Source organism: uncultured Aliiroseovarius sp. (assembly GCF_947497285.1).
Lineage (GTDB): Bacteria > Pseudomonadota > Alphaproteobacteria > Rhodobacterales > Rhodobacteraceae > Aliiroseovarius.
In genome coordinates, this window is sequence record NZ_CANMFT010000008.1 from 106,671 (window position 1) to 130,841 (window position 24,171).

The window sequence follows — 24,171 nt, forward strand, 5'->3', positions numbered from 1 at the left end:
AGTTTTCCGGACGCGGCGGGTCAGAAAGACCAGACCGCCATCCGTTTAGGTCTGTGCGGTCATCCAAAGGATCTCGCAGCGTGTGCCCGACCGGCAATAGGCAAAGACCGGGCCTGAGGCTTGCGCCAAGACGCGCTGGAAGGCGTCTTTGACGGCAAAGGCGTCTTCGCGGTTGGACATCGGCAGGAACGAGGTGTCCAGACCCGCCGCCTTGGCTGCGGCCTCGATTTCGGACCAGGCGGGCTGGCCCGGATCTTCGCCATCGGGTCGGTTGCACATCACAACAGTGAAGCCCGCCGCCTTGATCGCGGGAATATCCGCAACGGTGATCTGAGGGGCAACCGTGACCTGGTCATCCAGTTTCTTCATCTGCATCAAACTGCCTTTCAAAGCGTGTTCACGGGCACTTTCAGGAAGGTTCTTCCTTCCTCATCTGTTGGCGGCATCTCGCCTGCGCGCATGTTAACCTGAAGCGACGGAATGATCAGCCGCGGCATGTCCAGTTGCGCATCACGTTCGGTGCGGAATTTCACGAATTCCTCTTTCGTTTTGCCACCACCCACATGGATGTTGTGCGCTTTCTCATCTGCCACCGTGGTTTCCCACTGAATGGCGCGCCCGTTGGGGCCGTAATCGTGGCACATGAATAGCCGCGTTTCATCGGGCAGTGCCAGCACCTTCTGGATCGAGTCATAAAGCTCGCCCGCGTCCCCGCCGGGGAAGTCGGCCCGCGCTGATCCACCATCGGGCATGAACAGCGTATCGCCCACGAAGGCTGCATTGCCGATCACATGCACCATGCAAGCGGGGGTGTGGCCGGGCGTGTGCATCACGAACGCGTCCATCGTGCCGATCTGGTAGGTGTCGCCATCTTCAAACAGCCGGTCAAACTGGCTGCCGTCGCGCTGAAACTCGGTGCCTTCGTTGAAGACCTTGCCGAACACTTCCTGCACAACGGTGATCTGGCTGCCGATACCGATCTTGCCGCCCAATTGCTCTTGAATATAAGGCGCGGCGGACAAGTGGTCGGCATGGACATGGGTTTCGATCACCCAGTCAAGCGTCAGCCCTTCGGACTTGATATAGTCAATGATCACGTCGGCATGGTCATGGGTGATACGGCCAGCGGCATAGTCAATGTCCATCACGCTGTCGATCACCGCACAGGCGTTCGACGCCGGGTCTTTGACCACATAGGAAATGGTATTGGAATCTTCCTCAAAAAAGGCTTTCACCTCGGGTTTGAGGGATGTGTTGACGGGATAGTCGCTCATGATCTGTCCTTTCCAGTCTGCGCGGGCGCGATCGGCGCCCAATGATTAGTTTGCCTGCGCGGCATCGCGGCGGCGCGCGGTGTTTGTGATCATCCAGCGGGCCAGAAACAAACCCGCAACCATTGAAACCGTGAAGATCAAAACCGAGGGGTTCCCGGTCGAAATCACGGGCAACGCGGCACCGGGGCAGAACCCCGCCAGCCCCCAGCCAAGACCAAAGGTGAACGATCCCAGCACCAGTTTTCGGTCGATCAACCGGGTGCCGGGCAGTTTGAAGCTTTCGGCGAAGGCGGGTTTGGGGCGTTTGAACACCAGCATGTAGCCCGGTGCGGTCACCAGAAGGGCCGCCCCCATGACAAAGGCAAGGCTGGGGTCCCATGCCCCGAACACATCAAAGAAGTTCAGCACCTTGGCCGGATTTGCCATGCCCGAGATTGCAATCCCAAGCCCAAAGACGACGCCTGCCAGATATGTCAGAAAAAGTTTCATCTTACGCCCCCTTCACAACCCGATAACGTGACGGGTCAGAAAGACCATCACCGCCGTGCCTGCCATGAAGGTCAGCGTGGCGACGACTGACCGCGGCGAAAACCGCGCCATACCGCACACGCCGTGCCCCGACGTGCAGCCCGAGCCATAGGTGACGCCGACGCCGACGATCAACCCGCCGACGATCATCGACAGGGTAGACACCGGCACCTCGATCGCCGGAAAGCCGCCTGTTGCCGCCAGAAAGATCAGCGGACCAGTCAGCATCCCCGCAAGGATGGTCGCGCGCCAGGACCAGTCGGTCGAGCTGCTGGGTTGCAAGAACCCCGCCAGAATACCCGTAGCCCCCAGCACATTGCCGCGCACATACATCAAAAGCACCGATGCCAGCCCGATCAATGCGCCCCCCAGCGCGGATGCGAGCGGTGTGAATTCCGTTTCGATCATGTCCTGCCTCACCAGTTGTTCTATTCGCATGTTAAATTTAGGGTCAGTGCTGCTTGCAGGCAAGACTTACATTCGTTTTTTTGAATGTTTTATTCAAACCTACCGCAACGTCATGCCCCCGCGCGTCATTGGGACACGCGGGGGCATGTTTTTCAAGTCTTGCCGAAGGGTGCGTTATTCGCCCATCGCATCCTTGACGATCCCGTCCAGCAGCGCCTGCACCTTTTGCATGTCGCCGTCGGGATACTTGCGATAGCCGATGCGGACTTCGCCCTCTTTGTCGGTGACAAAAATACCATAGGGACAAAAGGCGATGTTCATCGGGTCGGTCTCCATCACTTCGCGGCTTGTTTGGGCCGAGCAGAACAGAAAGATATCTGCCGCATCAAAGATGGTCACATCCGATCCGACATCGCCCTTTGTGCGTTCCAGCATATCGCCGGTATGGCTGACATAGTCGATGACCAGCCCCTTGCCGACAATGGCCGTTTCGACCGAGAATGTCGCATCATCGAAATCCCCGTCAAACGCATAGGTGACGGCATGGTCGGTTTCCTGCATGGCGTGGTTGTCGGCCATCGCCGGTGCGGCCAAAAGGGCGGCGGACAGGGTGAGGGTCAGCAATTTTTTCATAAGAGGCTCTCCTTGACGTTGCGGGCAAGGCCCCTGCCCTGTCCATTGATTGCGTCGGGGGCCGTTCAACCGCCCCCGGCTGTGTTAAAACATATTCTTACTGCTGAATGTAATCAACAGGGTCAGCCGAACATGTCCGAGGTAATACCAGCATACCAGCCGATGCTTTCCTCATAGGTGGCTTTGCGCAGCGCGCTGTCTTCGCCGGTCTGGCTGATGAACCCGTCGACCTTGGCGATCTTTTCGTCCGTGGCTTCATAGCTCGCCCCCACCTTGACGCCATCGTCTGCGTCGATCAGCGACCAGCAGGTGTTGGTGAACTTGGCCGGGAACAGCTTCGACCCCGTCAGTGCGGACCGCACCGCCATCGCGGCCACCTTGGCCTGACTGTTGGCGGCAAAGCCGGACTTGGGCATGTCGCCCTGATGGCTGGCGTCGCCCAGCACATGGATGTTTTCATCCACACGGCTTTGCATGGTGTGCGGGTTCACGGGTGCCCAATTGCCATCGGTGATGCCTGCAATCTCGCAAATGCGCCCGGCCTTCATGGCGGGGATCACGTTGCAGACATCGACCTTGGTTTCCTCGCCATCAATGGTCAGCGTCATCGTGTCCGGATTGACCGAGACGTTGCCGCCCCCGAAATCCGGCCCGATCCAGTCAATCATGCCGTCATAGTGCCGACCCCAACCTTCCTGAAACAAAGCCATTTTCGAAAACTTCTCTTTCGGGTCGGCGATGATGATCTTCGCGGTCGGGTTCTTTTCCTTCAGAATATGCGCCACCATCGAGATCCGCTCATACGGCCCCGGCGGGCAGCGGAACGGGTTGGGTGGGGCGACCATTGCAAACGTGCCGCCTTCGGGCATCGCCTCGATCTGTGCCTTCAAAAGCTCGGATTGCGACCCGGCCTTATAGGCGTGGGGCATCTTGTTTTGCTGGGTAACGTCCCAGCCCTCGACCGCGCCATCGACGAAATCAATGCCGGGCGACAGGATCAGGCGGTCATAGGGCAACGTCGCCCCACCGGCCAGCGTGACCGTGCGCGCCTCGCGGTCAATCCCGACCGCCCAGTCATGCACCACGTTGACCCCGAACTCGGACGCCAGCTTGCCATAGCTGTGCGCAATCGACCCAAGCTCGCGGAAGCCCGCCATGTAGAGGTTCGAGAAGAAACAGGTGTAATAGCTGCGCGTCGGCTCAACCAGTGTCACATCGATCTCGCCGTTGCTGTCCTTGGCGATGTAACGCGCGGCGGTTGCCCCGCCAGCCCCGCCGCCGATAACAACCACCCTAGGTTTGCCGTTGGTCGAGGCATGCGCCATTGGTGCCGACAACGTCGCGACAGCCGCCCCCGCCGCAGCCCCACCCATGAATAGACGTCTGTTCAGTTTCATACGAATTCCTCCCGGTTTGGTGCGAGGTCCGCGCGCACCGTTCGCGTTTGACCGACCCGTCCCGGCCAGCCCCATTATTGCCCTGCTGTGATCGCTATGATCCTGCGGCCTCGAAATAGGCGGCCAGGGCGGCAATCTCTTCATTGGACAGTCGGCCTGCCATCATCTGCATCACGGGATGGGGCCGGAACTTGTCCTTGTAGGCGTGCATGGCGACCACGAAATCTTCGACCGGCCAGCCGATAATGCCCGGAATACCGTCATAATCACCATCCAGCTGATGGCACGACACACATTCCGACGACAGGTATTCGCCATATTCCGGGTCGCCCTGAATGGCGAGGATGGCGGCGTCGACCGAATGATCGGTGCCCGCAGCCGTCGGCGCGGCTTCCGGAATGTTGCTTGGATCATCGGAATACCTGCGCAAAAATGCAAGCAAATCAGCGCGTTGCTGCGCGTCTTTCAACCCCTTATACGCCATCCGCGTGTCCGACGCGAAGGCTTTGGGGTTTTCGACATAGCGATCCAGCAGATCAAAGTCCCAGACCAGCCCGTCTTTGCCCATGCGCGTCAGCCCGTTGGAGTAGTTGAACCCCTCAATCGCGGCCGCGCGACGGCCGAAAAGACTGTTCAGATGCGGCCCGACCCGGTTTTTCGCCCCTTGTCCCACGGAATGGCAACTTGAGCATTCGCGAAACACGGCCTCGCCCTTGTCGGCATCCCCGATCTCGTTGGCGAAACTCGGTGTCGCTGTGACAGCCAAGACGGCAAAGCAGGTCGTAATGTGTCGAATCCAACGCATGCAAAAAGCGTAACGTGTTAACCTGACGCACTCAATAATATTCATATCATGATGCGTGCATTTGGCTGGAATTTTCGATCACCACACGTCAGGCGTTTCGCCCTTCTCGTCCATCTGCTGGAACACATCCTGAAGGTAACGCTGGAACACCTGATCCTGATAGGCATCGGTCGAGACGTATTCGAGCGATTTCAGGAAATGAAACGGCTTGAAATAGCCCGGCATGCGGAAGGCTTCGGCTGTGCGGGCGGTGCTGGTATCGGGGGCATCGGCGGGAAAAATCACCACGGTCGGCGTGAAGTTGACGCCCCATTTCACCGCCAGATCACGTTCTTCCAAGGCCTCGCCGTCGAAATCCACCACCTCGCGCGCACCAAACAGGTTCAGCTGCACGACCATGAAACTATCATTCAGGTGTTTGACGATTTGCTCACGGGCAAAGTTGACCTCGTGCAGTTCGCGACAATAGGGACAGCCCTGCTGTTCGATCAGGATCAGAAGGTCTTTGCCCTCGGCCCCGGCTTCGGCCAGATCATCGGACATTTCAAGAAAACTGTCGGTGAACCATGGCTGCTTGTGCAAGCCGTCATCGCCCAGTTCAGCGGCTGTCACGCTGGTCGCCATTGTGAAGGCAAGAACACCAAGGATTACTGTTAGAAAGCGCATCGGACCCTCCCGCGAGTTTGTGTTGGACTGACGGGTTAGAAAGACCGCCAGGCAGACTGGAAACCTTCGAAAATTCTAGCACGATCACGCCCACTTACCAAATAGCGCGCACAGAAAAGGCGCCGCTGGTGTCCCGGCGGCGCCTTCTACTTGCAGCCTGATCAGCTTACTGGCTGTGTGACTTCAGAAATTCGAGGACGGCCTCGATATCCGCATCCTTTTTCAAGCCAGCGAAGGTCATCTTGTTGCCCTTCAGATAATTGCGCGGGTTGGCCAGATAGCCCGACAGGCTTTCCGTGTCCCACACCAACCCGCCTTCGCCGGCCGCCATCATGGGTTTGGAGTATTTAAACCCTTCGATGGTGCCAGCGGTTCGACCCCAGACACCGTTCAAGATGGGTCCAACGCCGTTCTTCGCGCCCTCACCCACCTTGTGGCAGGCTTTGCATTTCTTGAAGACCTTCTCGCCATCGGCGGCAAGATCGGCATCAAAGGCGACAGCCATGGGCGCTGCCTCTTCGGCGGCAGGGGCTGCGGCCTCGTCCGTTGCGGCAGGGGCTGTGGTTTCCACCTCGCCCGCATCAGCGCCCGCATTCGGGTCGCCTTTGAAGACGACGTTGCGCGTGATTTCGACCGGGCCGGATTTGCAATCGCTCATGCAGCGTTCGGTGAATGTGCCATACTCGGTCTCGGGCCGGTCATCGATGATGAACCCGTCCGCATTGGGCATGACCACGTCGGTAAACGTCTCTTTCGACAGGGTGAAATCTTCTTCGACCAGATAATTCGAATAGAGGATATACGCCACGATCGCATAGACATCGTCGTCCGACAGCGTTTGCGCCGATCCAAACGGCATTGAACGGCGCACATAGTCAAACGTGGTCGAAAGGTAAGGCCAGTAAGACCCCACCGTCTTCAACGGATCTTCATCCGCCAGACTGTCCTCGCCGCCCGCCAGTTTCGGCCAGTTGTCCACTCCTTCGGCAAATTCGCCGTGGCACGATGCGCAGTTCTCCGAAAAGACCGTCTCGCCAGTCAGCACATCACCCGAGCCTTCCGGCAGGTTCGACCCGTCGGGGAACACGTCCAGATCCCACGCCGCCACTTCGGCATCGGTGGCCGCGCGACCAAGGCCAAGCTTTTCCGCCATCGCAGGCGCGGCAGTCAGGGTGGCAATGGCGGTCGCCATCAGGAATTTAGGAAACTTCGACATTGTTCGCCTCCCCGTTTGCATTGACGTGCCAGGTCTGAATGCCGTTGTTGTGATAGATCGAGTTCAACCCGCGCACCTCGCGCAGTTGCGTCTTGGTGGGTTGCACATAGCCGCTGTCATCCATAGCGCGCGACTGCAGGAACATCTCGGACCCGTCCCAGTCGATATCCAGATAGAAGCGGCTCAGCGCCATCGGCTTGCCGGGTTCGGTCAGCCGCGCCTCTTGCCACGTGACACCGCCGTCCAGCGATACATCGACCGCCGTGATCGCGCCGTTGCCTGACCATGCCAGACCGGTAATGACCAACGGCCCTTTGCCGTGTGTGATCGGCATTTGCGGGCTGGGGCTGGTGATGATCGACTTGGCGTCCATCGTCCAAGTCCACTTGCGCGATGTGCCATCTTCCAGCGTGTCGGTGTATTTCGAGGTCTCTTCCCGGCTTTCCACCGGCTTGTCCATCACCTCGATCCGGCGCAGCCATTTGACCCACATGTTGCCTTCCCAACCGGGCACGACAAGACGCACAGGATAACCATGCTCCATCCGCAGCGCTTCGCCATTGGCTTTGAACGCGACCAGGCAATCGTCCAGCGCCTTCTCAATCGGGATCGAGCGGCCGTTCGACGAGGCATCCGCCCCTTCGACATAGACCCACTTGCCTGCCAGATCGCCTGCGGCGTCCAGTCCGGCCTCTTCCAACAAGGTGCGCAAAGTCACACCGGTATATTCCATATTGTGGATCATACCGTGGGTGTATTGCGCGCCATTGAGCTGCGCGCCCGCCCATTCCATGCCGGTGTTGGCGGCACATTCCAGAAAGAAGGTGCGCGTGACACGCGGGAAGCGTTCCAGATCGGCATAGCTGAACACCAAGGGCGTATCGACCAGCCCGTTGATCATCAGACGATAGTCTTCCTTCTTCAGCGTGATCGCGCCTGAGTGGTGACGTTCAAACGCACAGCCCTGCGGGGTGATCGTGCCGTCCAGCGCGTGAATGGGCGTGAAGTTGATCGAGCTGATCGTGTCCGCCGTCAGCCATTCCACTGTGCGCCGGACCACGTCGTCTTCGAACTCAATCGGCAGGCCATACGGCGTTGCATCAACACCGTCCCCAAAACCGCTCGCCCAGTCCTGCACCTCGGTGATCAGCGGATCACCTTCGGCCCGTGCGGCCCCTGCGGCTCCAAGCGCGGCCCCTGTTGCCGCGGCCCCTTTCAGGAACGCGCGGCGGGATGCGCCCGATTTAGTAGAGCTGTCACTCATTTGGCATCTCTCCTCTAACATCTCAACATTCGCCTACATGCATGAATAGGCTGGAAAAAATGGCCCGGAGCGATGCCGCCCCGAGCCGTGATAGATCAGGCGCCGACCACTGTGACCGAGTTGTTCGGGTCCAGTTTGATCGTGCCTTGTTTCTTGATGTGGCTTTCGACCACATCCCATATCTGCGGACCTTCCGTGCCTTCGTTCACCGACGCCCACCCCGCGACCACATAGGTCTTGGCCGGGTCAATCGCTTCGCCGGTTTTCAGCAAAGTCATCTCGGTGATCCGATCGCCCTGCGGCTTGGTGATGTCGATCCGATAGCCCATGCCACCGATCCGCACCATGTCGCCGCCCTGCTGGTAATAGGGATCGGGGTTGAACAGGTTGTCGGCCACATCCTCAAGGATCGTGTGGATGAATTCGCCGGTCATTTCTGAGCGGTAGGCCTTGCCATAGGACATCGAGGTCACGTTCCAGATGTCTTCCCGCGTGATCTCCTGCCCCGGCAGAATGCTCGGCCCCCAACGCACGCCGGGCGACATGGCAATGTCGGCCTCGCGTTCGTTGATCAGCGCGTCGCAAATCAGGTCGTCCCACGAGCCGTTGAAATTGCCGCGACGATACAGAAGCGTGTCGGTGGTGCCGATCACCTCTTCCAACTCGGCCTTATACGGCGCGCGTTGCTCGTCGATCAGTTGGGTGATGGTCGCGTCCGGCGTGATCACGTCGGCGAAGATCGGGATCAGCTTGTGACGGATGCCCATCATCTTGCCATCGCGCACATCCAGATCGACGCGGCTGACAAATTTCGAGTTCGATCCCGAGGCGATGATGAAGGTCTGTTCGACTTGCACCGGTTCCGGCAGCGCGTCATGGGTGTGGCCCGACAAGATCACGTCGATCCCCTTGACCTTGCTGGCCATTTTCTTGTCCACATCAAAGCCATTATGGCTGAGGACAACGACCAACTCGGCCCCCGCCGCGCGCACTTCGTCCACCATCGCCTGCATGTTTTCATCGCGAATACCGAACGAGTATTCAGGGAACATCCAGCCGGGATTGGCAATCGGCATATAGGGGAAAGCCTGCCCGATCACCGCGACTTTCACGCCGCCACGCTCGAAGAATTTGTAAGGCTTGAACAGTTCAGCCGGCTCGTCCCACTCGGCGTCAAAGATGTTTTGACCGAGGGCGGCGAAGGGCAAACCTTCGACGATCTCGTTCACCCGGTCCGATCCCAGCGTGAATTCCCAGTGGAAGGTCATCGCGTCGGGCTTGAGCGCGTTCATCACATTGACCACGTCTTGGCCCTGCGTGTGGTGACAGGTGTAGGAGCCATGCCACGTGTCGCCGCCATCCAGCAGCAGCGCATCAGGGCGCTCGGCGCGAATGGCGTTCACCACGGTCGCCACGCGATCCATCCCGCCAACGCGGCCATAGGTCTGCGCCAGCGCCGAAAAGTCGTTATAGGTCAAGGCGTAAGCAGACGGCGATCCATCCTCGATCCCGTAAGCCTTGCGGAAATCTGCGCCGGTCACATGCGGCATCTGCCCTTTGGCAGCGCCCACGCCAAGATTGATCTCGGGCTCGCGGAAATAGATCGGTTTCAGTTGGGCGTGAATGTCTGTGATATGGATCAGGCTGACATTGCCAAACGTGTCGAACTTCAGAAGATCGTCCTGGGTCAGCGCCTGCTGGGCGGCCAAACGCGCCCAATTGCCGAAGCCCGAGCTGCCGTAAAGCGCCGAGGCAGCCATAGAGACCTGAAGAAAGTCGCGGCGAGAGATCATGTGCGGTTTTCCTTGGCTTTCAAACCCTTGGCGACCACAAGTCATGCGCAGGTTTGAATATGTTCACGAAAAGAAACCCCGCCCGGATGAACCCGGACGGGGCGAAAGACTTAGTTACGGACAGACGGACCTTCGACCGACAGACCGTTGCCGCGCGAAGCGACATAAAGCTCAAGCGCCACGAACTCGTCCGACCCAGGGCTGAACGTTTCAGCGCGCGTATCGCGGATACAGCCCTTGAAGCGCGAATGAACACCGTTCAGCTTGGTGTTTTTCAATCGATACGTCGGAAATCCATTGATCTGACCTTGGCTCAGGTGGTCGGCGCGGATCATGTTGCCATAGTTCTGTTCGTGACAGTTGGCACAGCTCAGGTCCAACTGACCGAAACGGGTATAGTAAAGCTCTTTACCCTGCTCCCATGTGGCCTGCGCCGGGCCGTCAATTGCGACATTGACCGGCATCCCGCGTGACACGGACGCCAAAAGCGCCTCGGTATCGATGGCGGGCGCCTTGTCATAGCCCCAAGGCTCGGCCCCCATGCGGTTTTCGCGACAATCGTTCACCTGCATTTGCAATGTGCGAACTTCTTGGGCTTCGTCATTCCACTTGGGATAGACCGCTTTGACGCCGGCCATATCTTCCGGTGCACCGTGACAATCAGCACAGGACTTGCCTTCGGTGCCATCAGCGGTGGACCAGATCTCGATCCCGTTTTCGACACCCAACATACCGGGGTTGTCGAAATCATCCATTTGCATGGTCTGGGTCTGATCGGACCGGAAACGCCAGCCGGACATCACTTCGTCCAGCGCATCCGAAAGATGCGCAGGTGCGGCCGTTCTGGTGACGATCTCGATGTCACCATTGATGATAAGTTCAGCGTTTTCATCGGCGGTGGCGACCGCCGCCCCGGTGAACGAGGCAGCGATCAATGCTGCTATGCCGTGAAGTTTTTTCATTATATTTATTCCTCCCTTGCGCCGCGCTTAGCCGACTGCGATCGGCTTCGACTCTTCGTAGACAGAGCCGTCGTCGTCATACCAGGTGAATTTGAAATCACCGGCTTCGTCGACCTTGGCGTCGAATTCCAGATACGGATTGGTCGAAATCGCCGGTTCCAGAGTCACGTCGACCACCATCTTGCCGTTCAGCTCGCACGTGAAACGGTTGATGATCGAGCGCGGGATCAGGTTGCCGTCGCCGTCTTTGCGCTGACCCGATTCCATCTTGTGGCTGATCAGGGTCTTCAGGGTCACCACTTCGCCGGCGCTTGCCGACTTGGGGACTTTTACGCGGGGTTTTACACCTTTTGCCATGTCTTCAAACTCCTCTGATTAGCCGCCGCAGCCGCCGATGGTGACTTTAACGGTCGAAGTGGCTTGCACGAAGCTGCCATCGGCCATCTTGGCGATCGCAATCACGTCTTGAGTGCCGGCCAAACGAATACGGGTTGATGCAGCCTGGCTACCGGCGGCTTCGCCGAAGTTGAACTGCGCCACACCGGGGGTCGGGTTGCCTGCGGCCAGCAGCAGGATCGAAACGGCGCCGGGGGCGTCGACCGATACCGGCACTGTGTTGCCGTTCTCTGCAATCTCGGGGGCTGTCAGGGTGATCCCGCCAGCGCCAGCTTCAGCGCCACCGGTGAAGGCGGCGATCGCCTCGTCGGCGGCAGCCGCCGCACGCATCGGCAGCATGGCGACGGCGGTCGCGCCGAGTCCAAGTGCCAGAGCTTCACGTCGAGTGAATTTCATCTGTGTCTCCTGTAGATAGGTTTTCGTGCCGACCTGTGTGCTTATTTCAGCGTCATCAGGTAGGCGACAACATCTTCGATCTGCTGTGCCGACAGCAGCGGTTGGACTTCGCCTTCATGCGCCTTGCCCGTGTAGGCATTGCCCAGGCGGTTGAACCCGGTGGTTTGGTAGAAGGCCGGCATGACCGAGTCCTCGAACAATACCTTGGCGTTTACCAGAATGCCGCGCAGCTCTGCCGCGGTCCAGCGATCCCCTGCCCCATCGAGCAACGGTCCCACCTCACCATGAAAGGGAACATCTTCCAGATCGGTGATTTCGTGGCAGGCAATGCAATTGCCCATCGATTTCGTTGAAACAACCTTGGCACCTTCCGCCGGGTTGCCCGTGACGCCCGTCAAAGATTGGGCGACTGCGCCCTCTTCAAACGTGACAGCTTCTGGCATTACCGTTTCGGCGTTTGCCATTCCAAGCCCTGCAAGCAGGGCTACAAGCGTGATCGTTGTCCGCTTCATGTTACCTCCCATGACCGTTGTTGTGATAAACTAGCCATGTGAAGTAATTTTCGCAATATCAAATTCCATTATTTGAATTAATGTTAGGGCGCCGACACCTATGGCTTCGCTGCACCTGCGAAATCGGCGGTGCTGCTGGCAGGGTACCGCTGTATACGTTGAGGTTTTACCACCCCACACGGGGCGCTTGGTCTGCCGCTTTAGGCGTCTCTTTTGCAGAGCTTCGTCGAGTCGTTGCATGAGCAATGAAAAAAGTGATCGCGTGCGATGCTGCTCTGGGGCCATCTGAGCGGACCGTGCGCGAATCCCCCTTGCGGGCGACCAATGCCTAGCCGACGCTGGCCAGCCATGGCATCCAGTCGAGCAAGAACTGCCCGATCGCGTTGACGCTGTTGGTCACGATCAGCACCGCAAACAGGATCAGCATGACCCCCATGACCCGCTCGACCCATGGCAGGTATTTTCGATTGCGCCCCGCCCACGCCAGAAACGGTCGCGCAAACAGCGCCGCTATGACAAATGGTGTGGTCATGGCCAGCCCATAGACGGCAAGCAACAGCGCCCCGCGCCACAAATCCCCCATGCCGCTGGCAATCATCAGGATCGAGGCCAGCGCCGGGCCAACACAGGGCGTCCATCCAAAGCCGAAGGCCAGCCCCATCAGATAGGCGCCGATGATCGAACTGGGCTCGGCCCGGCTTTCCAAACGCGCCTCGCGATACAGAAACGGGATTTTCATCACGCCAAGGAAGTGCAGACCGAAGACCAACAGGATGGCCGCGCCAAAATAGCTAAGCGTTTCCTTGTGACGCGCGAAGGTGGACCCAAGAGCCGTGGCCCCCAGCCCCAAAAGGATGAAGATCGTCGTCACCCCAAGCGCAAATGCGATGGAAGACACCACAAGCCGTTTCTGCGCACCAGAGCTGATTTTCCCTTCACCCGTTAGCTCGGACATCGAAATTCCGGCCATGTAGCACAGATAAAACGGCACCATGGGCAGGATACAGGGCGTGAAAAACGACAACAGCCCCGCGAACGCAGCGCCTGCCAATGAGATGTCCAACATATGGTGTTCCTTGAATTCGCAACATATTCAAATTAGGTGTTGTATTGAAACAAGGTCAACCTTTTCGCGAACGGGATACTTCATGCTACGTGCCTTTGCTGCCGCGACACTTGCGCTTTGCGTCTTTCTTGGCGCACCTGTTCGCGCGGCCGAGTTGATCATGGTCGAGGAGCCGGGCTGTGCGTGGTGCGCCAAATGGGAAAGAGAGCTGGGCGCCATCTATCCGAAAACGCCCGAAGGCCAGTTTGCCCCGCTGCGCAAGGTGCAACTGCACGATTTACGCAAAAGCGACGCGGTTTCGCGGCACGGTTTCACCCTTGTCCGTCCGGCCATGTTCACCCCGACCTTCGTGCTGATCGAGGACGGCAAAGAGCTTTCCCGCCTTGAAGGGTATCCTGGCGAGGATTTCTTCTGGGGGCTGCTAAAACAGATGCTGGTCGACCAGACCGACTATACGCCGCCTGAGAATTAGCAATCCGATTGGCAAAGCCCTGCATAGACCAACAAGCCCACGATTTGGTCAAAAAGGGCGCTGTGACACCGTGATCACGGTCGATTGAACGCAAATGCGGCAAGATTGCAAATTGATCGCTGCACCTTTATGACAGAAAAAGTGCGGTATCAGATAGAAAGAGGATCCGACAATGGCATTGCCTGTCATCCGCGAGAATATGACAAATGACGAGCTGGACAAGATGATGACCAGCGCCTGTGATGCCTCGACCCTTCTCAAGGCGATCAGCCACGAGGGGCGACTGATGATCCTTTGCCATCTTGTCACCGGCGAAAAATCTGTGACCGAACTGGAAAACCTTCTGCATGCCCGCCAGGCGGCCGTGTCCCAGCAACTGGCCCGTCTGCGGCTTGAGGGGCTTGTGACGCCGCGGCGCGAAGGCAAGACGATCTATTATTCTTTGACCGATGATCGCCCCCGGCGCATTCTTGAAGTGATTTACGAGCTTTTCTGTTCGCTCGACACGCCGGCCGACGATCGCAAGGCTGCGGAATAAACCGGCGCACCCCACCGCCACCGTCCCCAATTCGTCAATCCGGAAGCGAAGGAGTGGCCTATGTTTGACTGGATCAGCGACACCAGTTTGGCCGCTCTTGTAGGACTGATCGGCGGCGTAATGCTGGGCTTGTCGGCCCGGCTTGGCCGGTTCTGCACGCTGGGTGCCATCGAAGATGCTCTTTATGCCGGGTCGTTTTTACGGCTTCGTATGTGGGGTATCGCGATCGGTGTCGCGATGATCGGCACGCATGTTCTGATGGCAGCCGGGACCGTTCAGGCCGCAGACGCGGTCTACCTTCGATTGGGCTGGAACCCGATCGCCTCGGTCATCGGCGGTCTGATGTTCGGGTATGGCATGGCGCTGTCGGGAAACTGCGGGTTCGGGGCCTTGGCGCGGCTTGGCGGCGGTGATCTGCGCGCCTTTGTCATCGTGCTAGTGATGGGCGTGTCAGCCTATGTCGCCATTTCCGGCCCGCTTGCGTGGCTGCGGGTGATGCTCTTTCCTGAAAGCGCTGCGGACCCGACCGCGTTGCCATCCGTCGCTGATGGTCTGGGGCGCGTCACAGGCATGTCGCCTGCGCTGATCGGGATCATCCTTGGCGCCGTGCTCGTCGCCGCGATGTTCACCACCAAAGAGATGCGCCGCGCCCACAAGGAGACATTCTGGGCCACCATAGCTGGTCTTGCGATCGTGACTGGCTGGGGCGGCACTGCGTGGGTTCTGGAGAACGGATTTGCCGCTATCCCAATGGAAAGCCACACGTTCTCCGCCCCTTTGGGCGACATGGTTCTTTACCTGATGACCTCGTCTGGCAGCAATCTCAACTTTGGCGTCGGCAGCGTCGTCGGCGTGTTGGTCGGGGCTTTCATCGGAAGCCTGTTCAAAGGTCACTTCCGCTGGGAGGCCTGTGAAGACCCGCGCGAGCTGAAACGCCAGATCGGCGGGGCCGCGATCATGGGTCTTGGCGCGGTCATCGCGTTTGGGTGCTCGATCGGTCAGGGCTTGTCGGCCTTCGCGATCCTTTATTACGGCGCTCCTGTCACCTTTCTGGCGATTGTTGCCGGCGCCGCACTTGGACTGCGGCAGTTGATTTCGGGCTTCGCCATCGCCGAGTGAGCGAACCCGTAAGGTCCATCGCATTGGCCCTGTCGATGCCCTGCTTGTCAGGCGGTGAAAACTCCTGCTTCATGTTTGGTCCGAAGCGCTATAGGGTCCGCGCCGAAAACGACGCGATTGCCCCATGGGCAAAACAGGATGACAGGGGACAGACCGTCCATGACCAGCTTCACCCCAAGCCCGGACCATGCTGGCGCCTTTCGGGCCGCCCTTGGGCAGTTCACAACCGGTGTTGCACTGGTCACCACCACCACGGCGCGCGGGCCGCTGGCGATGACGGTGAACAGCTTTACCTCGGTGTCGCTGGACCCGCCCTTGATCTTGTGGTGTCCGGCCAAAGTCTCGGCCCGCCATGACGGGTTCGTGGCCGCGTCCCATTTCACGGTGCATGTGCTACGCGAGGATCAGGTGGATCTGGCGCGCCACTTTGCCCGGCAAGGCGAGGACTTTTCGACCGTCGATAACAGCCTGGGCGCGCATGGCCTGCCCTTGGTGGTGCCCTGTCTGGCCCGTTTCGAATGCGCAACGGACCGGGTTGTGGACGCTGGCGATCATTCAATCATGTTGGGCCGGGTCTTGCGGGTGACGCAGTTCGACGGGGCGCCACTGGCGTTTCATGCAGGCAAATTCGGCGCGTTCAGCACACCTGATTGATCGGGCAACCCATCAGGGGGTCATGATCGACGCACGCTCGTAAGCGCCGGTCGCTTCTTGCCCATCATCATAGACCAGGCGCACCGTGACTGTTTCGATCGTGCCAAGCTCAAAGCTCAGATAGGGCAGTTTGTCTTCCACCTTGATCGCGTTGGGTTGCGATTCGCCTTCATAGCAGGGTTCAGCCTCGAACTGGCGTTCAGACCCGCCATTCAGCGCATAGTGGATGCGGTCCAGTCCGCAGCGCCACGCCAGAAGATGGGTGAAATAGAGCAGATCTTGCCCCTCGTATTCCCGCACTGCCACCCAATTGGACTTGGTCGCCTCGAGGATCGGGCGCACCTCGTCTGCCGTGGTGAAATCCTGTGCCCCCGCCTGGGTCGCCAACAAAGCCAAACCGACCGCCGCACTCATCGACTTGCGCATAAAACGTTCCTTCTTGCAGGACCGGAGCACACGTGCCTTGCGCAACCTACGCAAGAGCGGGTGCAACTCCGGTCCGAGATCATTGCAGGTTTCGCGTCGTCAACACTTTCAGACTCGCCTGCTTCGCGCCTATACTGCCCCAAACAAAGACGACAGGCAAAGCAACGATGAACAAAGCCCCCCGCCGATCGGCAAAATCACGCCCTGCCGTCAACATTATGCTTGTCGCGCAGGCCGGTCGGCTGTCCTACGAGGCGTTGTTGTTTGCCGCATCGCTGCGGCACGCCGACCCCGACTTTTCCGGCCGCTTGATCATTGCCGAACCCCAACCTGGCGACCACTGGCCCAACGACCCACGCCTCAAGCCGCATATCTGCGAGGCGCTGGAGATGCTGGGCGCCGAGATCATACCGTTCGAGAACACACATTTCGGTCACGAGTATCCCAATGGAAACAAGATCGAAGGCCTGTCAGTCCTGCCCGAAGGCGAACCCTTCATCTTTTTCGACAGCGACACCGTGGTGACCGGAAAGCTGTCACAGGTCGCGTTCGATTTCGATCGCCCCTCGGCGTCGATGAAACGCGAAGGCACATGGCCGCAGATCGAACTCTACGGCCCCGGTTACGGCGAAATCTGGAAATCCCTCTATGACCGGTTCGGTCTTGATTACGCCGCGTCGCTGGATCCGAGCCAACCAGACGAATATTGGCAACGCTACATGTATTTCAATGCCGGATGGTTTTTCGGCGCTTGCCCACGGGTCTTCGGCCAACGGTATCTGGACTATGCGCTGGCCATCCGCGACGACCGCCCCGATGCGCTGGTCTGTCAGGAACTGTTCCCGTGGCTGGATCAAATCGCCTTGCCGCTCGTGATTTCAAGCCTTGGGGGTGGGCGCCCGGGGTCGGAACTGGCTGGGCTGGATGGCGATATCACCTGCCACTGGCGCATTTTACCACTGATGTATGCACGCGAATCCGACCACGTGATTAACACGATCGAGGCCGCAGCCGCCCCAAACAAAATCAAGAAGATCCTGAAGGAATATGATCCGATCAAGCGAATGATCTATCAGGGGCGCGGCCAGAAAGTGCGCGCCCTGTTCGACCGCGACGCCCTGCCCCGCCGTGAACAGGTGATCCGCAACCGGATCAAACGTGAAGGGTTCTGGATGCGGTAGCGCACGAAGCTTTGCCGCTTGCTAGGATTGCCAGCTTTATCAGGCTGTGCCGATGGCGGACCGATCAGGGCCACGCGGGCCTGCACGATCATGAAGGCCCACATTGCAAAGAAGAAGGGCGCACCGTTTCCGATGCGCCCCACTTGGTCAAGGAAACCTCGACCTATCTAGAACTCAAGGCTTATGCCAGAGCGATGTTCGACGCGCTTTCGCGGCCGTCACGGCCGGGTTCGATGTCGAAAGTCACTTTTTGGTCATCGGCCAGACCGGTCAGGCCTGCGCGCTCAACAGCCGAGATGTGCACGAACACGTCTTTGCCGCCACCTTCAGGTGCGATGAAGCCGAAGCCTTTAGTTGTGTTGAACCATTTGACGGTACCAGTAGCCATCATATTTCTCCTAGTTAGTCTGCCCGCAGGATGCGGCAGGTCGGCAAAGTCAGTACAAGATCGAGAGACTGAGCCTTTAGGAGCAGTGTAGTCGATAGTCGTAACGTCGCAGGGATTACATGGGGCTCTTGGGTCAAAAATACAAGTGTTTTTCTCTTGCGGCTGATTTTCGGTGGAAATTTGCGCGCCAAATTGCCGAACACCACGCCGCGACGACGGAAGGCAAGGGGTGAACAGGGTCTGGATTAGCTTGCGAACACGCGCGATAAATCGCGAAACCCCTTCACTTCGATCGGATTGCCGGATGGATCACGGAAAAACATCGTCCATTGTTCGCCCGGCTCGCCCTCAAATCGGGCGGTAGGTGGGATCACCCAGTCAGTGCCATGCGCCTCAAGCCGATCAGCCAGCCCGCGCCAGTCGTTATAGCCAAGCACCACACCGAAATGCGGCATCGCCACCATATGCGCGCCGACCTTACCGGTGTCGGCGGTCTCAAATGGTTTGCCCAGATGCAGGCTGAGCTGGTGGCCGAAGAAGCTGAAATCGACCCAACTGTCTGTGGATCGCCCCTCCTTACACCCCAGCAGGTCGCCGTAAAAGCTGCGCGCGGCGTCCAGATCAGTGACATTCAGGGCAAGGTGGAAAGGGGTCAGCATGGCGTGCTCCGGAACAAGGTTCTGAAAACCATAGCAGCGGGCGAAAAAAGGACCAGCCGAAAGCGCCGGCGCAAATGCGGTTCCAATGTCCGCACCCCTGCCCGTTTCACTTAGCAAGACCCGTTGAAGCGCCACGCCCTTTCGCCTAGCCTGCGCGCAACGAAAACGAGGGAGACTTTCATGTCCAACGACCGCCAACTGGCCTTTGACACGCTGCAAATTCATGCTGGCACCGAACCTGATCCGGCCACCGGTGCCCGTCAGGTGCCGATTTACCAGACCACCGCCTATGTCTTCAAAGACGCCGACCACGCTGCGCGGCTCTTCAATCTGGAAGAAGTGGGCTACATCTATTCCCGCCTGACCAACCCGACGATCGCCGCCCTGCAAAACCGCATCGCGGCGCTGGAAGGTGGTGCGGGTGCTGTGTGCTGTTCGTCCGGTCACGCGGCACAAATCATGGCGCTGTTCCCGCTGATGTCGCCGGGCAAGAACATCGTTGCCTCGACCCGTTTGTATGGTGGGTCCGTCACGCAGCTGAGCCAGACCATCAAGCGGTTCGGCTGGGAAACCAAGTTCGTCGATTTCGATGACGAGGCCGCCGTGGCCGCTGCCATCGACGACAACACCCGCGCGGTGTTTTGCGAATCCATCGCAAACCCCGGTGGCTACATCACCGACATTCCGGCAATTGCCGCGATTTCGGACAATGCGGGCGTGCCGTTGATCGTCGACAACACCTCGGCCACCCCTTACCTGTGCAACCCGATCTCGCTGGGCGCGACGCTGGTCGTGCATTCGACCACAAAATACCTGACCGGCAACGGCACCGTCATGGGTGGCTGCGTGGTGGATTCGGGCAAGTTCGACTGGATGGCGTCCGACAAGTTCCCGTCGCTCAGCCAGCCAGAGCCCGCCTATCACGGTCTGGTCTTTGCCGAGGCGCTCGGCCCGATGGCGTTCACCTTCCACGGCATCGCCATTGGCCTGCGCGATCTGGGCATGACCATGAACCCGCAAGCCGCGCATTATACGCTGATGGGGATCGAGACCCTGTCGCTGCGGATGGAAAAACACGTCGCCAACGCCGAGAAAGTCGCCAATTGGCTGGAAGCCGACCCGCGTGTCGATGCCGTGACCTATGCGGGGCTGGACAGCTCGCCCTATAAGCACCGCGTGGCCACCGTCTGCCCGAAGGGCGCCGGCGCTCTGTTTACGGTTGCTGTGAAAGGCGGCTATGACGCCTGCGTCAAGCTGGTGGACAGTCTGGAACTGTTCAGCCACGTCGCCAACCTTGGCGACACGCGGTCGCTGATCATCCATTCGGCCTCGACCACGCACCGGCAATTGTCGCCAGAGCAGCAGAAAGCCGCAGGGGCTGCACCCAACGTGGTGCGCATCTCGATCGGGACCGAGGATGCCGCTGACATCATCGCCGATCTGGATCAGGCGCTGGCGAAGGCCACGGCCTAAGTCTGGATCACCAACTAGAAAAAGGCCACCTGAAAGGGTGGCCTTTATTATTTTATTACAATGCCCTTCAGATCATTCTTCAAGCAATTCGAACACCATAGTCACGCTTGATCCGATCTCAAGCTCGCCCGCCGCAATCGGCATGTCCGACTGCGCGGCCTCCATCGTCATGCGGCCATAGACTGGCGCCGCCCGTGCGCCGCCTTCGCGGATCGAGATGATCGGCCCCAGCGTGACACCCGCAGCGTCCGCCAGCACCTTTGCCCGCGCCATCGCGTCCTTGACCGCATCTGCGCGCGCCGCGTCTTCGGCGCTGGCCCGGTCCTGCACGTCAAACTGCAGCCCGTTCAGTTGATTTGCACCGTCCTGCGTTACCGCCGACATGATCGCGCCCAGTTGATCCAATGCGCGCACCTGCACAGCTAGTGTCGTGCTCGCGGTGAAGCCTGTCAGCTTCGGTGGCCCATCGCTGTTGCGGTTGTAATCATAACGGGGTGCCAGGCTGACCTGCGCAGTTTGCATGTCGCGCGGGGCGATCCCAACCGCCTCCAGCCGTGCGAATATCGCCTGCGCGACCTCGGCCACGCCCTCAAGTGCGGCGGGCGCCTCTGGCGCGTCTTTGGTCACGCCAAGGCTGATCCGGGCCATGTCCGGCACCACGTCAGCGACGCCCTGCCCTGTGACCGTCAGTCGCGCTGCAGCGTCGTTTTCAGCTTGAAGCGGCGTGGCAAACGCCAACACCAAACCCATAATCGCAATCGTTCTTCGCATCTTAGCCTCCTGTTTCGGCCACTTTGCGCCGATCTTCGCCATGTGCAAGGCTGCCCTCCAGCCCCCCTTTCCATGGGCAATTTCCTGCTATAGTTTCAATGCAGTGGGCCCAGCCAATGGGATGTGCCTGCTTTGAAGAAGGGTCCCGGTCTATTCGGGTGGGGTTACGACAGGACGTCAGACGGCATGAAACCCAATTTCGCGCTTGATCTCAGCCATGACGGCATCGGTCTTGTCCATAGAGGCAAGGGCGGCTGGACGCTTGTGGGCGAGTTGTCGCTGGACGACCCCGATATGCATGGTGCGCTCGAGCGTCTGCGCCAAAAGGCAGCGGCGTTGGAAAGTGGCGGGTTTTCGGCCAAGCTGATCATCCCCGGATCGCAACTTCTTTTCACTAGCCTGACCGCCCCCGGCCCCGATGACGTCACCCGCGAGGCGCGGATACGCGAAGGGCTTGAGGGGCTGACACCTTATGCGGTGGACGATCTTGTGTTCGACTGGCATCCGGACGCGAACGATACGGCCTTGGTCCATGTCGCGGTTGTCGCCCAAGAAACGCTCGACGAGGCAGAAGCTTTCGCAACAGAGCACAAGCTTAACCCTGTCAGTTTTGTGGCCCGTCCCGAAGCCAGCTTTTCGGGCGAGGCATTCTTTGGCCTGTCCAGCGCCAATGTGTTGGCGCCGGGCACGCGGGTTGATCGTGATACGCGCCCCGTTCCCGTCCTTTTGGGACAGACCCCAGCCACGATACAAGCGACCGCAACTGCGGCCCCTGACCAAAGCACCTCTGAGCCCGAAGGCACGGCCAGCACGGACACCAGCGCGCGCAAGCCTTCGGACGGGGCCAAAACGCTGCCGGAACTTGCCCCCTTCCCGCCAACCCCGGAGCAGCCGGCCTCACCTCCGCTGACCCTTGGCAGCAGCGATCGCACCGACAAGGCGCGGTCGACCGATGCGAATTCAGACCCGGCGGGCGCCAAGCAACCCGCCGCCCCGGAGCGCGAACCCAGCCTGCCACCCTCCACCAAAGCGCCTGCAGCACAGACCCGTGCCGAGCCGTCCGAAACGCCTTCTGCGCCACCGCCACCACCTGCGCCTCCTGCGCCGTCCACTGACCCGGCTGTGCGCCCGCAGACGCAGGCCAGCCCCTCATTCTCGTCCAGCCGCGCGGAAGAACGGGCAGAGGTTTCTGCCGTGGATCATACTGACCCGCGACCAGAGGACGACGCCGCTGACCGCCCTGACACATCCCCCACGGCCCCTGACAAACCTGCCGCTGACAAGCCTGCGCCCGAGGCGCCGCAAGTCGAGCCGGCGCCGGACGCTCTGCCCCGGTTGTCGTTTGGCGTGAGCCGGGACGCGGCTGATCTTGCCACACCGCCACAGGCCAGCTCTGAGCAGCCCGACGGTGATGCACCGACGGCGCCCGCAAAGACGGTTCACGTGCCCGTCACTGCGCCCACCGCATTCGGGGACGACCCTGATCTTGCGTCGGCCGAGGCATCCAAACGCCCTGAACGCAACGCCGTGAAAGGGACCGAGAAACTCGCCACGGCGGCCCGCAAAAGCGTGGCTGGTGTGGCGGCGGCGGCCGGTGCGGCCAGCGCCATCGGGCGCAATGCCGCCAAGAAGCTGCCGCAACCTCGCAAGACCGCAACAGACACGCCAAACACGCCCGAGGCCGGACGCGCGCGCGCATTCGGGCTGCGGCGCAAACAGGAAGCGGCGCAATCGGCCGAAACCGATACCGCCATCGCGCCGCCGCCGCAGCCGTCACAGGCGTCACAGGCGTCACAGGCGTCCGGGGCAACAGGCCAACGACCCCCATCGCGCCGGACCCGTGAAGCCGAAGCGATGACGATCTTTGGCGCGCGTCAGACGCAGGTTATCGGCGGAAAACCCAAATATCTTGGGGTCTTTCTGGTGCTTGGTTTGCTGTTGTTCATGGCGGTCGTGGTGATCTGGTCGATGTTTTTCATGACCGACAGCACGGCGTGGTTGTTTCCAGACCGTGAAGACCAGTTCGAAGCGGCGATTTCGTCACGTCCAATTGACCTTGATCGCGCCGAGATCGACGCGGCCAACGCCCCTACCCATGATCAGGAAGATGGCGCACTTGTTACCGGGGCCGATCCGAACGCGCCCGACCCCTTATCCTCCGAAGCCGCCCAAGCGCGCTATGCCGCGACCGGGATCTGGCAGCGGTCCCCGGACCCGTTGCGCGACCCCGTGACCGATGATCTGGACGATCTCTACATCGCCTCAATCGACCCGCTGGCAGGCAACAATGATGCAATCGCCCTGCCCTCGCCTGCGTTGACCGTCTTCGGGGCCGAAGGTCTGCTCCTGGCCGCCCCGCCCCCCTTGGGCACCACGTTTGCGTTGAACGAAGACGGGCTGGTTCTGGCAACGCCTGATGGCGCGCTGACACCGGATGGCGCGATCGTATTTGCTGGGCGTCCATCGCTGTTTCCCGCCCCGCGCCCGGGCAGCACAACCGAGCCGGAACCAGAAGAGGCCACCGAGGTCGCGCCGGGGCAGCCCGGTCTGCGCCCCCGCGCGCGCCCTGAGGGCCTGATCGAAGGCAACGAACGGTTGCAGCTCGGCGGGCGCACACGTAACGAAATGGCTGGCTTGCGCCCACGCGCGCGCCCAACAACGCCGAAAGCCGCCGCTCAGGCCGCCGCGATTGCAGCAGCGCTTGAAAACGCCGAGGTTTTCGAAAGCGCAGCGGCGGCAGTCATCGCCCCGACCAAGCTGGCCATCGCCAAGTCGATCGAACCACGCCATCGCCCGCGTAATTTCGGCAAGATCGTCGCGCAATCACGCGACAATGGGGATGCCTCTGATGGGTCTGTCGTCGTGGCGGCCGCCGCGGCCTCGCCGGCGCAAACCGTTTCTCCGAAGATCCCGACCCGTGCCTCGGTGGCCAAGCAAGCCACGATCAAGAATGCGATCAATCTGCGCAAGGTCAGCCTGATCGGGATCTACGGTTCGGCCTCGGCGCGGCGCGCCTTGGTTCGGCTGCCATCGGGTCGTTACTTGAAAGTCGGGGTGGGCAGCCGACTGGATGGTGGCAAGGTTCTGTCGATCTCGGCCACGAAGCTGGTTTACAAAAAGGGGTCGCGCACCCACGAACTGGTCGTGCTTCCCTTCAGCTAGGACTGAATGGAA

27 protein-coding genes are annotated in these 24,171 nt (G+C 60.0%); 7 read left to right on the top strand and 20 right to left on the bottom strand.

The window, feature by feature from the left end:
- Positions 1–45: 45 nt before the first annotated feature.
- From Q0864_RS14220 to Q0864_RS14295, 16 genes are all read right to left on the bottom strand, one after another.
- On the bottom strand, positions 46–375 hold the full coding sequence (locus Q0864_RS14220) for a TIGR01244 family sulfur transferase (RefSeq protein ID WP_298571043.1): 330 nt from the start codon (positions 373–375) through the stop codon (positions 46–48).
- Between the two features lie 11 nt (positions 376–386).
- Positions 387–1,274 carry an MBL fold metallo-hydrolase gene (locus Q0864_RS14225; RefSeq protein ID WP_298571045.1) on the bottom strand — a complete coding sequence of 296 codons (888 nt, stop codon included), beginning with the start codon at positions 1,272–1,274 and terminating at the stop codon, positions 387–389.
- Between the two features lie 45 nt (positions 1,275–1,319).
- Entirely contained in the window at positions 1,320–1,763 is a 444-nt protein-coding gene (locus tag Q0864_RS14230) for a YeeE/YedE family protein (protein ID WP_247035610.1), read from the bottom strand.
- Positions 1,764–1,775: 12 nt separating this feature from the next.
- Positions 1,776–2,210 carry a YeeE/YedE thiosulfate transporter family protein gene (locus tag Q0864_RS14235; RefSeq protein ID WP_298571049.1) on the bottom strand — a complete coding sequence of 145 codons (435 nt, stop codon included), beginning with the start codon at positions 2,208–2,210 and terminating at the stop codon, positions 1,776–1,778.
- 174 nt (positions 2,211–2,384) lie between these two features.
- Entirely contained in the window at positions 2,385–2,789 is a 405-nt protein-coding gene (locus Q0864_RS14240; protein WP_298571212.1) for a DUF302 domain-containing protein, read from the bottom strand.
- Positions 2,790–2,965: 176 nt separating this feature from the next.
- Positions 2,966–4,240, bottom strand: a complete 1,275-nt coding sequence (locus tag Q0864_RS14245; protein WP_298571051.1) for an NAD(P)/FAD-dependent oxidoreductase — start codon at positions 4,238–4,240, stop codon at positions 2,966–2,968.
- A gap of 94 nt (positions 4,241–4,334) precedes the next feature.
- On the bottom strand, positions 4,335–5,045 hold the full coding sequence (locus tag Q0864_RS14250) for a c-type cytochrome (protein ID WP_298571053.1): 711 nt from the start codon (positions 5,043–5,045) through the stop codon (positions 4,335–4,337).
- 78 nt (positions 5,046–5,123) lie between these two features.
- Positions 5,124–5,711, bottom strand: coding sequence for a thioredoxin family protein (locus Q0864_RS14255; RefSeq protein WP_298571055.1), 588 nt, complete (start codon positions 5,709–5,711; stop codon positions 5,124–5,126).
- Positions 5,712–5,877: 166 nt separating this feature from the next.
- Positions 5,878–6,927 carry a c-type cytochrome gene (locus Q0864_RS14260; RefSeq protein ID WP_298571057.1) on the bottom strand — a complete coding sequence of 350 codons (1,050 nt, stop codon included), beginning with the start codon at positions 6,925–6,927 and terminating at the stop codon, positions 5,878–5,880.
- Entirely contained in the window at positions 6,911–8,191 is a 1,281-nt protein-coding gene (soxC, locus tag Q0864_RS14265; RefSeq protein WP_298571059.1) for a sulfite dehydrogenase, read from the bottom strand. Before soxC ends, Q0864_RS14260 begins: the two co-directional genes overlap by 17 nt.
- A gap of 95 nt (positions 8,192–8,286) precedes the next feature.
- Entirely contained in the window at positions 8,287–9,984 is a 1,698-nt protein-coding gene (soxB, locus tag Q0864_RS14270) for a thiosulfohydrolase SoxB (protein WP_298571061.1), read from the bottom strand.
- 110 nt (positions 9,985–10,094) lie between these two features.
- Entirely contained in the window at positions 10,095–10,946 is an 852-nt protein-coding gene (gene soxA / locus Q0864_RS14275) for a sulfur oxidation c-type cytochrome SoxA (protein WP_298571063.1), read from the bottom strand.
- Positions 10,947–10,973: 27 nt separating this feature from the next.
- Positions 10,974–11,303: a thiosulfate oxidation carrier complex protein SoxZ gene (gene soxZ / locus Q0864_RS14280; protein WP_298571065.1), complete on the bottom strand. Its 330-nt coding sequence runs from the start codon at positions 11,301–11,303 to the stop codon at positions 10,974–10,976.
- A gap of 18 nt (positions 11,304–11,321) precedes the next feature.
- Complete coding sequence (soxY, locus tag Q0864_RS14285) at positions 11,322–11,738, bottom strand: thiosulfate oxidation carrier protein SoxY (RefSeq protein ID WP_298571067.1); 417 nt, start codon at positions 11,736–11,738, stop codon at positions 11,322–11,324.
- 41 nt (positions 11,739–11,779) lie between these two features.
- Positions 11,780–12,250, bottom strand: a complete 471-nt coding sequence (soxX, locus tag Q0864_RS14290; RefSeq protein ID WP_298571069.1) for a sulfur oxidation c-type cytochrome SoxX — start codon at positions 12,248–12,250, stop codon at positions 11,780–11,782.
- 328 nt (positions 12,251–12,578) lie between these two features.
- The gene (locus Q0864_RS14295) at positions 12,579–13,316 is read right to left on the bottom strand and encodes a cytochrome c biogenesis CcdA family protein (RefSeq protein ID WP_298571071.1); all 738 of its coding nucleotides are present in this window, start codon (positions 13,314–13,316) and stop codon (positions 12,579–12,581) included.
- Between the two features lie 82 nt (positions 13,317–13,398).
- On the opposite strand from Q0864_RS14295, the gene Q0864_RS14300 reads away from it, so the two are divergent.
- From Q0864_RS14300 to Q0864_RS14315, 4 genes are all read left to right on the top strand, one after another.
- A complete protein-coding gene (locus tag Q0864_RS14300; protein WP_298571072.1) occupies positions 13,399–13,788 on the top strand; it encodes a thioredoxin family protein in 390 nt (129 codons plus the stop codon).
- A 172-nt stretch (positions 13,789–13,960) separates the two neighbouring features.
- Complete coding sequence (locus Q0864_RS14305) at positions 13,961–14,326, top strand: metalloregulator ArsR/SmtB family transcription factor (protein ID WP_298571074.1); 366 nt, start codon at positions 13,961–13,963, stop codon at positions 14,324–14,326.
- A gap of 60 nt (positions 14,327–14,386) precedes the next feature.
- The gene (locus Q0864_RS14310) at positions 14,387–15,445 is read left to right on the top strand and encodes a YeeE/YedE family protein (protein WP_298571076.1); all 1,059 of its coding nucleotides are present in this window, start codon (positions 14,387–14,389) and stop codon (positions 15,443–15,445) included.
- Positions 15,446–15,604: 159 nt separating this feature from the next.
- Complete coding sequence (locus Q0864_RS14315) at positions 15,605–16,099, top strand: flavin reductase family protein (RefSeq protein ID WP_298571078.1); 495 nt, start codon at positions 15,605–15,607, stop codon at positions 16,097–16,099.
- A 12-nt stretch (positions 16,100–16,111) separates the two neighbouring features.
- On the opposite strand, the gene Q0864_RS14320 is transcribed toward Q0864_RS14315, so the two are convergent.
- Positions 16,112–16,525 carry a hypothetical protein gene (locus tag Q0864_RS14320; RefSeq protein WP_298571080.1) on the bottom strand — a complete coding sequence of 138 codons (414 nt, stop codon included), beginning with the start codon at positions 16,523–16,525 and terminating at the stop codon, positions 16,112–16,114.
- Between the two features lie 167 nt (positions 16,526–16,692).
- Between Q0864_RS14320 and Q0864_RS14325 the strand changes: the two genes are divergently transcribed.
- Positions 16,693–17,706, top strand: coding sequence for a hypothetical protein (locus tag Q0864_RS14325; protein WP_298571082.1), 1,014 nt, complete (start codon positions 16,693–16,695; stop codon positions 17,704–17,706).
- Positions 17,707–17,887: 181 nt separating this feature from the next.
- Here the strand turns inward: Q0864_RS14325 and Q0864_RS14330 are convergent, their stop codons facing one another.
- Complete coding sequence (locus Q0864_RS14330) at positions 17,888–18,094, bottom strand: cold-shock protein (protein ID WP_298571084.1); 207 nt, start codon at positions 18,092–18,094, stop codon at positions 17,888–17,890.
- Between the two features lie 245 nt (positions 18,095–18,339).
- Positions 18,340–18,753, bottom strand: a complete 414-nt coding sequence (locus tag Q0864_RS14335) for a VOC family protein (RefSeq protein ID WP_298571085.1) — start codon at positions 18,751–18,753, stop codon at positions 18,340–18,342.
- Positions 18,754–18,933: 180 nt separating this feature from the next.
- Between Q0864_RS14335 and Q0864_RS14340 the strand changes: the two genes are divergently transcribed.
- Entirely contained in the window at positions 18,934–20,226 is a 1,293-nt protein-coding gene (locus Q0864_RS14340; RefSeq protein ID WP_298571087.1) for an O-acetylhomoserine aminocarboxypropyltransferase/cysteine synthase family protein, read from the top strand.
- A 72-nt stretch (positions 20,227–20,298) separates the two neighbouring features.
- Here Q0864_RS14340 and Q0864_RS14345 read toward each other — a convergent pair whose 3' ends face one another.
- Positions 20,299–20,997 (bottom strand): SIMPL domain-containing protein, encoded by a 699-nt coding sequence (locus tag Q0864_RS14345; protein WP_298571089.1) that lies wholly within the window; start codon positions 20,995–20,997, stop codon positions 20,299–20,301.
- 186 nt (positions 20,998–21,183) lie between these two features.
- Here Q0864_RS14345 and Q0864_RS14350 point away from each other — a divergent pair, with 186 nt between their 5' ends.
- Entirely contained in the window at positions 21,184–24,159 is a 2,976-nt protein-coding gene (locus Q0864_RS14350; RefSeq protein ID WP_298571090.1) for a hypothetical protein, read from the top strand.
- Positions 24,160–24,171 lie beyond the last annotated feature (12 nt).

What these genes read in the sequence shown, in the direction of transcription:
- Q0864_RS14350 (WP_298571090.1), top strand. Translation starts at nt 21,184, where the DNA reads ATGAAACCCAATTTCGCGCTTGATCTCAGCCATGACGGCATCGGTCTT.
- Q0864_RS14330 (WP_298571084.1), bottom strand. Translation starts at nt 18,094, where the DNA reads ATGGCTACTGGTACCGTCAAATGGTTCAACACAACTAAAGGCTTCGGC.
- soxB (WP_298571061.1), bottom strand. Translation starts at nt 9,984, where the DNA reads ATGATCTCTCGCCGCGACTTTCTTCAGGTCTCTATGGCTGCCTCGGCG.
- Q0864_RS14335 (WP_298571085.1), bottom strand. Translation starts at nt 18,753, where the DNA reads ATGCTGACCCCTTTCCACCTTGCCCTGAATGTCACTGATCTGGACGCC.
- Q0864_RS14295 (WP_298571071.1), bottom strand. Translation starts at nt 13,316, where the DNA reads ATGTTGGACATCTCATTGGCAGGCGCTGCGTTCGCGGGGCTGTTGTCG.
- Q0864_RS14225 (WP_298571045.1), bottom strand. Translation starts at nt 1,274, where the DNA reads ATGAGCGACTATCCCGTCAACACATCCCTCAAACCCGAGGTGAAAGCC.
- Q0864_RS14325 (WP_298571082.1), top strand. Translation starts at nt 16,693, where the DNA reads ATGAACAAAGCCCCCCGCCGATCGGCAAAATCACGCCCTGCCGTCAAC.
- Q0864_RS14235 (WP_298571049.1), bottom strand. Translation starts at nt 2,210, where the DNA reads ATGATCGAAACGGAATTCACACCGCTCGCATCCGCGCTGGGGGGCGCA.
- Q0864_RS14255 (WP_298571055.1), bottom strand. Translation starts at nt 5,711, where the DNA reads ATGCGCTTTCTAACAGTAATCCTTGGTGTTCTTGCCTTCACAATGGCG.
- soxZ (WP_298571065.1), bottom strand. Translation starts at nt 11,303, where the DNA reads ATGGCAAAAGGTGTAAAACCCCGCGTAAAAGTCCCCAAGTCGGCAAGC.
- Q0864_RS14320 (WP_298571080.1), bottom strand. Translation starts at nt 16,525, where the DNA reads ATGCGCAAGTCGATGAGTGCGGCGGTCGGTTTGGCTTTGTTGGCGACC.
- Q0864_RS14220 (WP_298571043.1), bottom strand. Translation starts at nt 375, where the DNA reads ATGCAGATGAAGAAACTGGATGACCAGGTCACGGTTGCCCCTCAGATC.
- Q0864_RS14250 (WP_298571053.1), bottom strand. Translation starts at nt 5,045, where the DNA reads ATGCGTTGGATTCGACACATTACGACCTGCTTTGCCGTCTTGGCTGTC.
- Q0864_RS14230 (WP_247035610.1), bottom strand. Translation starts at nt 1,763, where the DNA reads ATGAAACTTTTTCTGACATATCTGGCAGGCGTCGTCTTTGGGCTTGGG.
- Q0864_RS14240 (WP_298571212.1), bottom strand. Translation starts at nt 2,789, where the DNA reads ATGGCCGACAACCACGCCATGCAGGAAACCGACCATGCCGTCACCTAT.
- Q0864_RS14245 (WP_298571051.1), bottom strand. Translation starts at nt 4,240, where the DNA reads ATGAAACTGAACAGACGTCTATTCATGGGTGGGGCTGCGGCGGGGGCG.
- Q0864_RS14340 (WP_298571087.1), top strand. Translation starts at nt 18,934, where the DNA reads ATGTCCAACGACCGCCAACTGGCCTTTGACACGCTGCAAATTCATGCT.
- Q0864_RS14345 (WP_298571089.1), bottom strand. Translation starts at nt 20,997, where the DNA reads ATGCGAAGAACGATTGCGATTATGGGTTTGGTGTTGGCGTTTGCCACG.
- Q0864_RS14300 (WP_298571072.1), top strand. Translation starts at nt 13,399, where the DNA reads ATGCTACGTGCCTTTGCTGCCGCGACACTTGCGCTTTGCGTCTTTCTT.
- soxC (WP_298571059.1), bottom strand. Translation starts at nt 8,191, where the DNA reads ATGAGTGACAGCTCTACTAAATCGGGCGCATCCCGCCGCGCGTTCCTG.
- Q0864_RS14310 (WP_298571076.1), top strand. Translation starts at nt 14,387, where the DNA reads ATGTTTGACTGGATCAGCGACACCAGTTTGGCCGCTCTTGTAGGACTG.
- soxA (WP_298571063.1), bottom strand. Translation starts at nt 10,946, where the DNA reads ATGAAAAAACTTCACGGCATAGCAGCATTGATCGCTGCCTCGTTCACC.
- soxY (WP_298571067.1), bottom strand. Translation starts at nt 11,738, where the DNA reads ATGAAATTCACTCGACGTGAAGCTCTGGCACTTGGACTCGGCGCGACC.
- Q0864_RS14260 (WP_298571057.1), bottom strand. Translation starts at nt 6,927, where the DNA reads ATGTCGAAGTTTCCTAAATTCCTGATGGCGACCGCCATTGCCACCCTG.
- Q0864_RS14305 (WP_298571074.1), top strand. Translation starts at nt 13,961, where the DNA reads ATGGCATTGCCTGTCATCCGCGAGAATATGACAAATGACGAGCTGGAC.
- soxX (WP_298571069.1), bottom strand. Translation starts at nt 12,250, where the DNA reads ATGAAGCGGACAACGATCACGCTTGTAGCCCTGCTTGCAGGGCTTGGA.
- Q0864_RS14315 (WP_298571078.1), top strand. Translation starts at nt 15,605, where the DNA reads ATGACCAGCTTCACCCCAAGCCCGGACCATGCTGGCGCCTTTCGGGCC.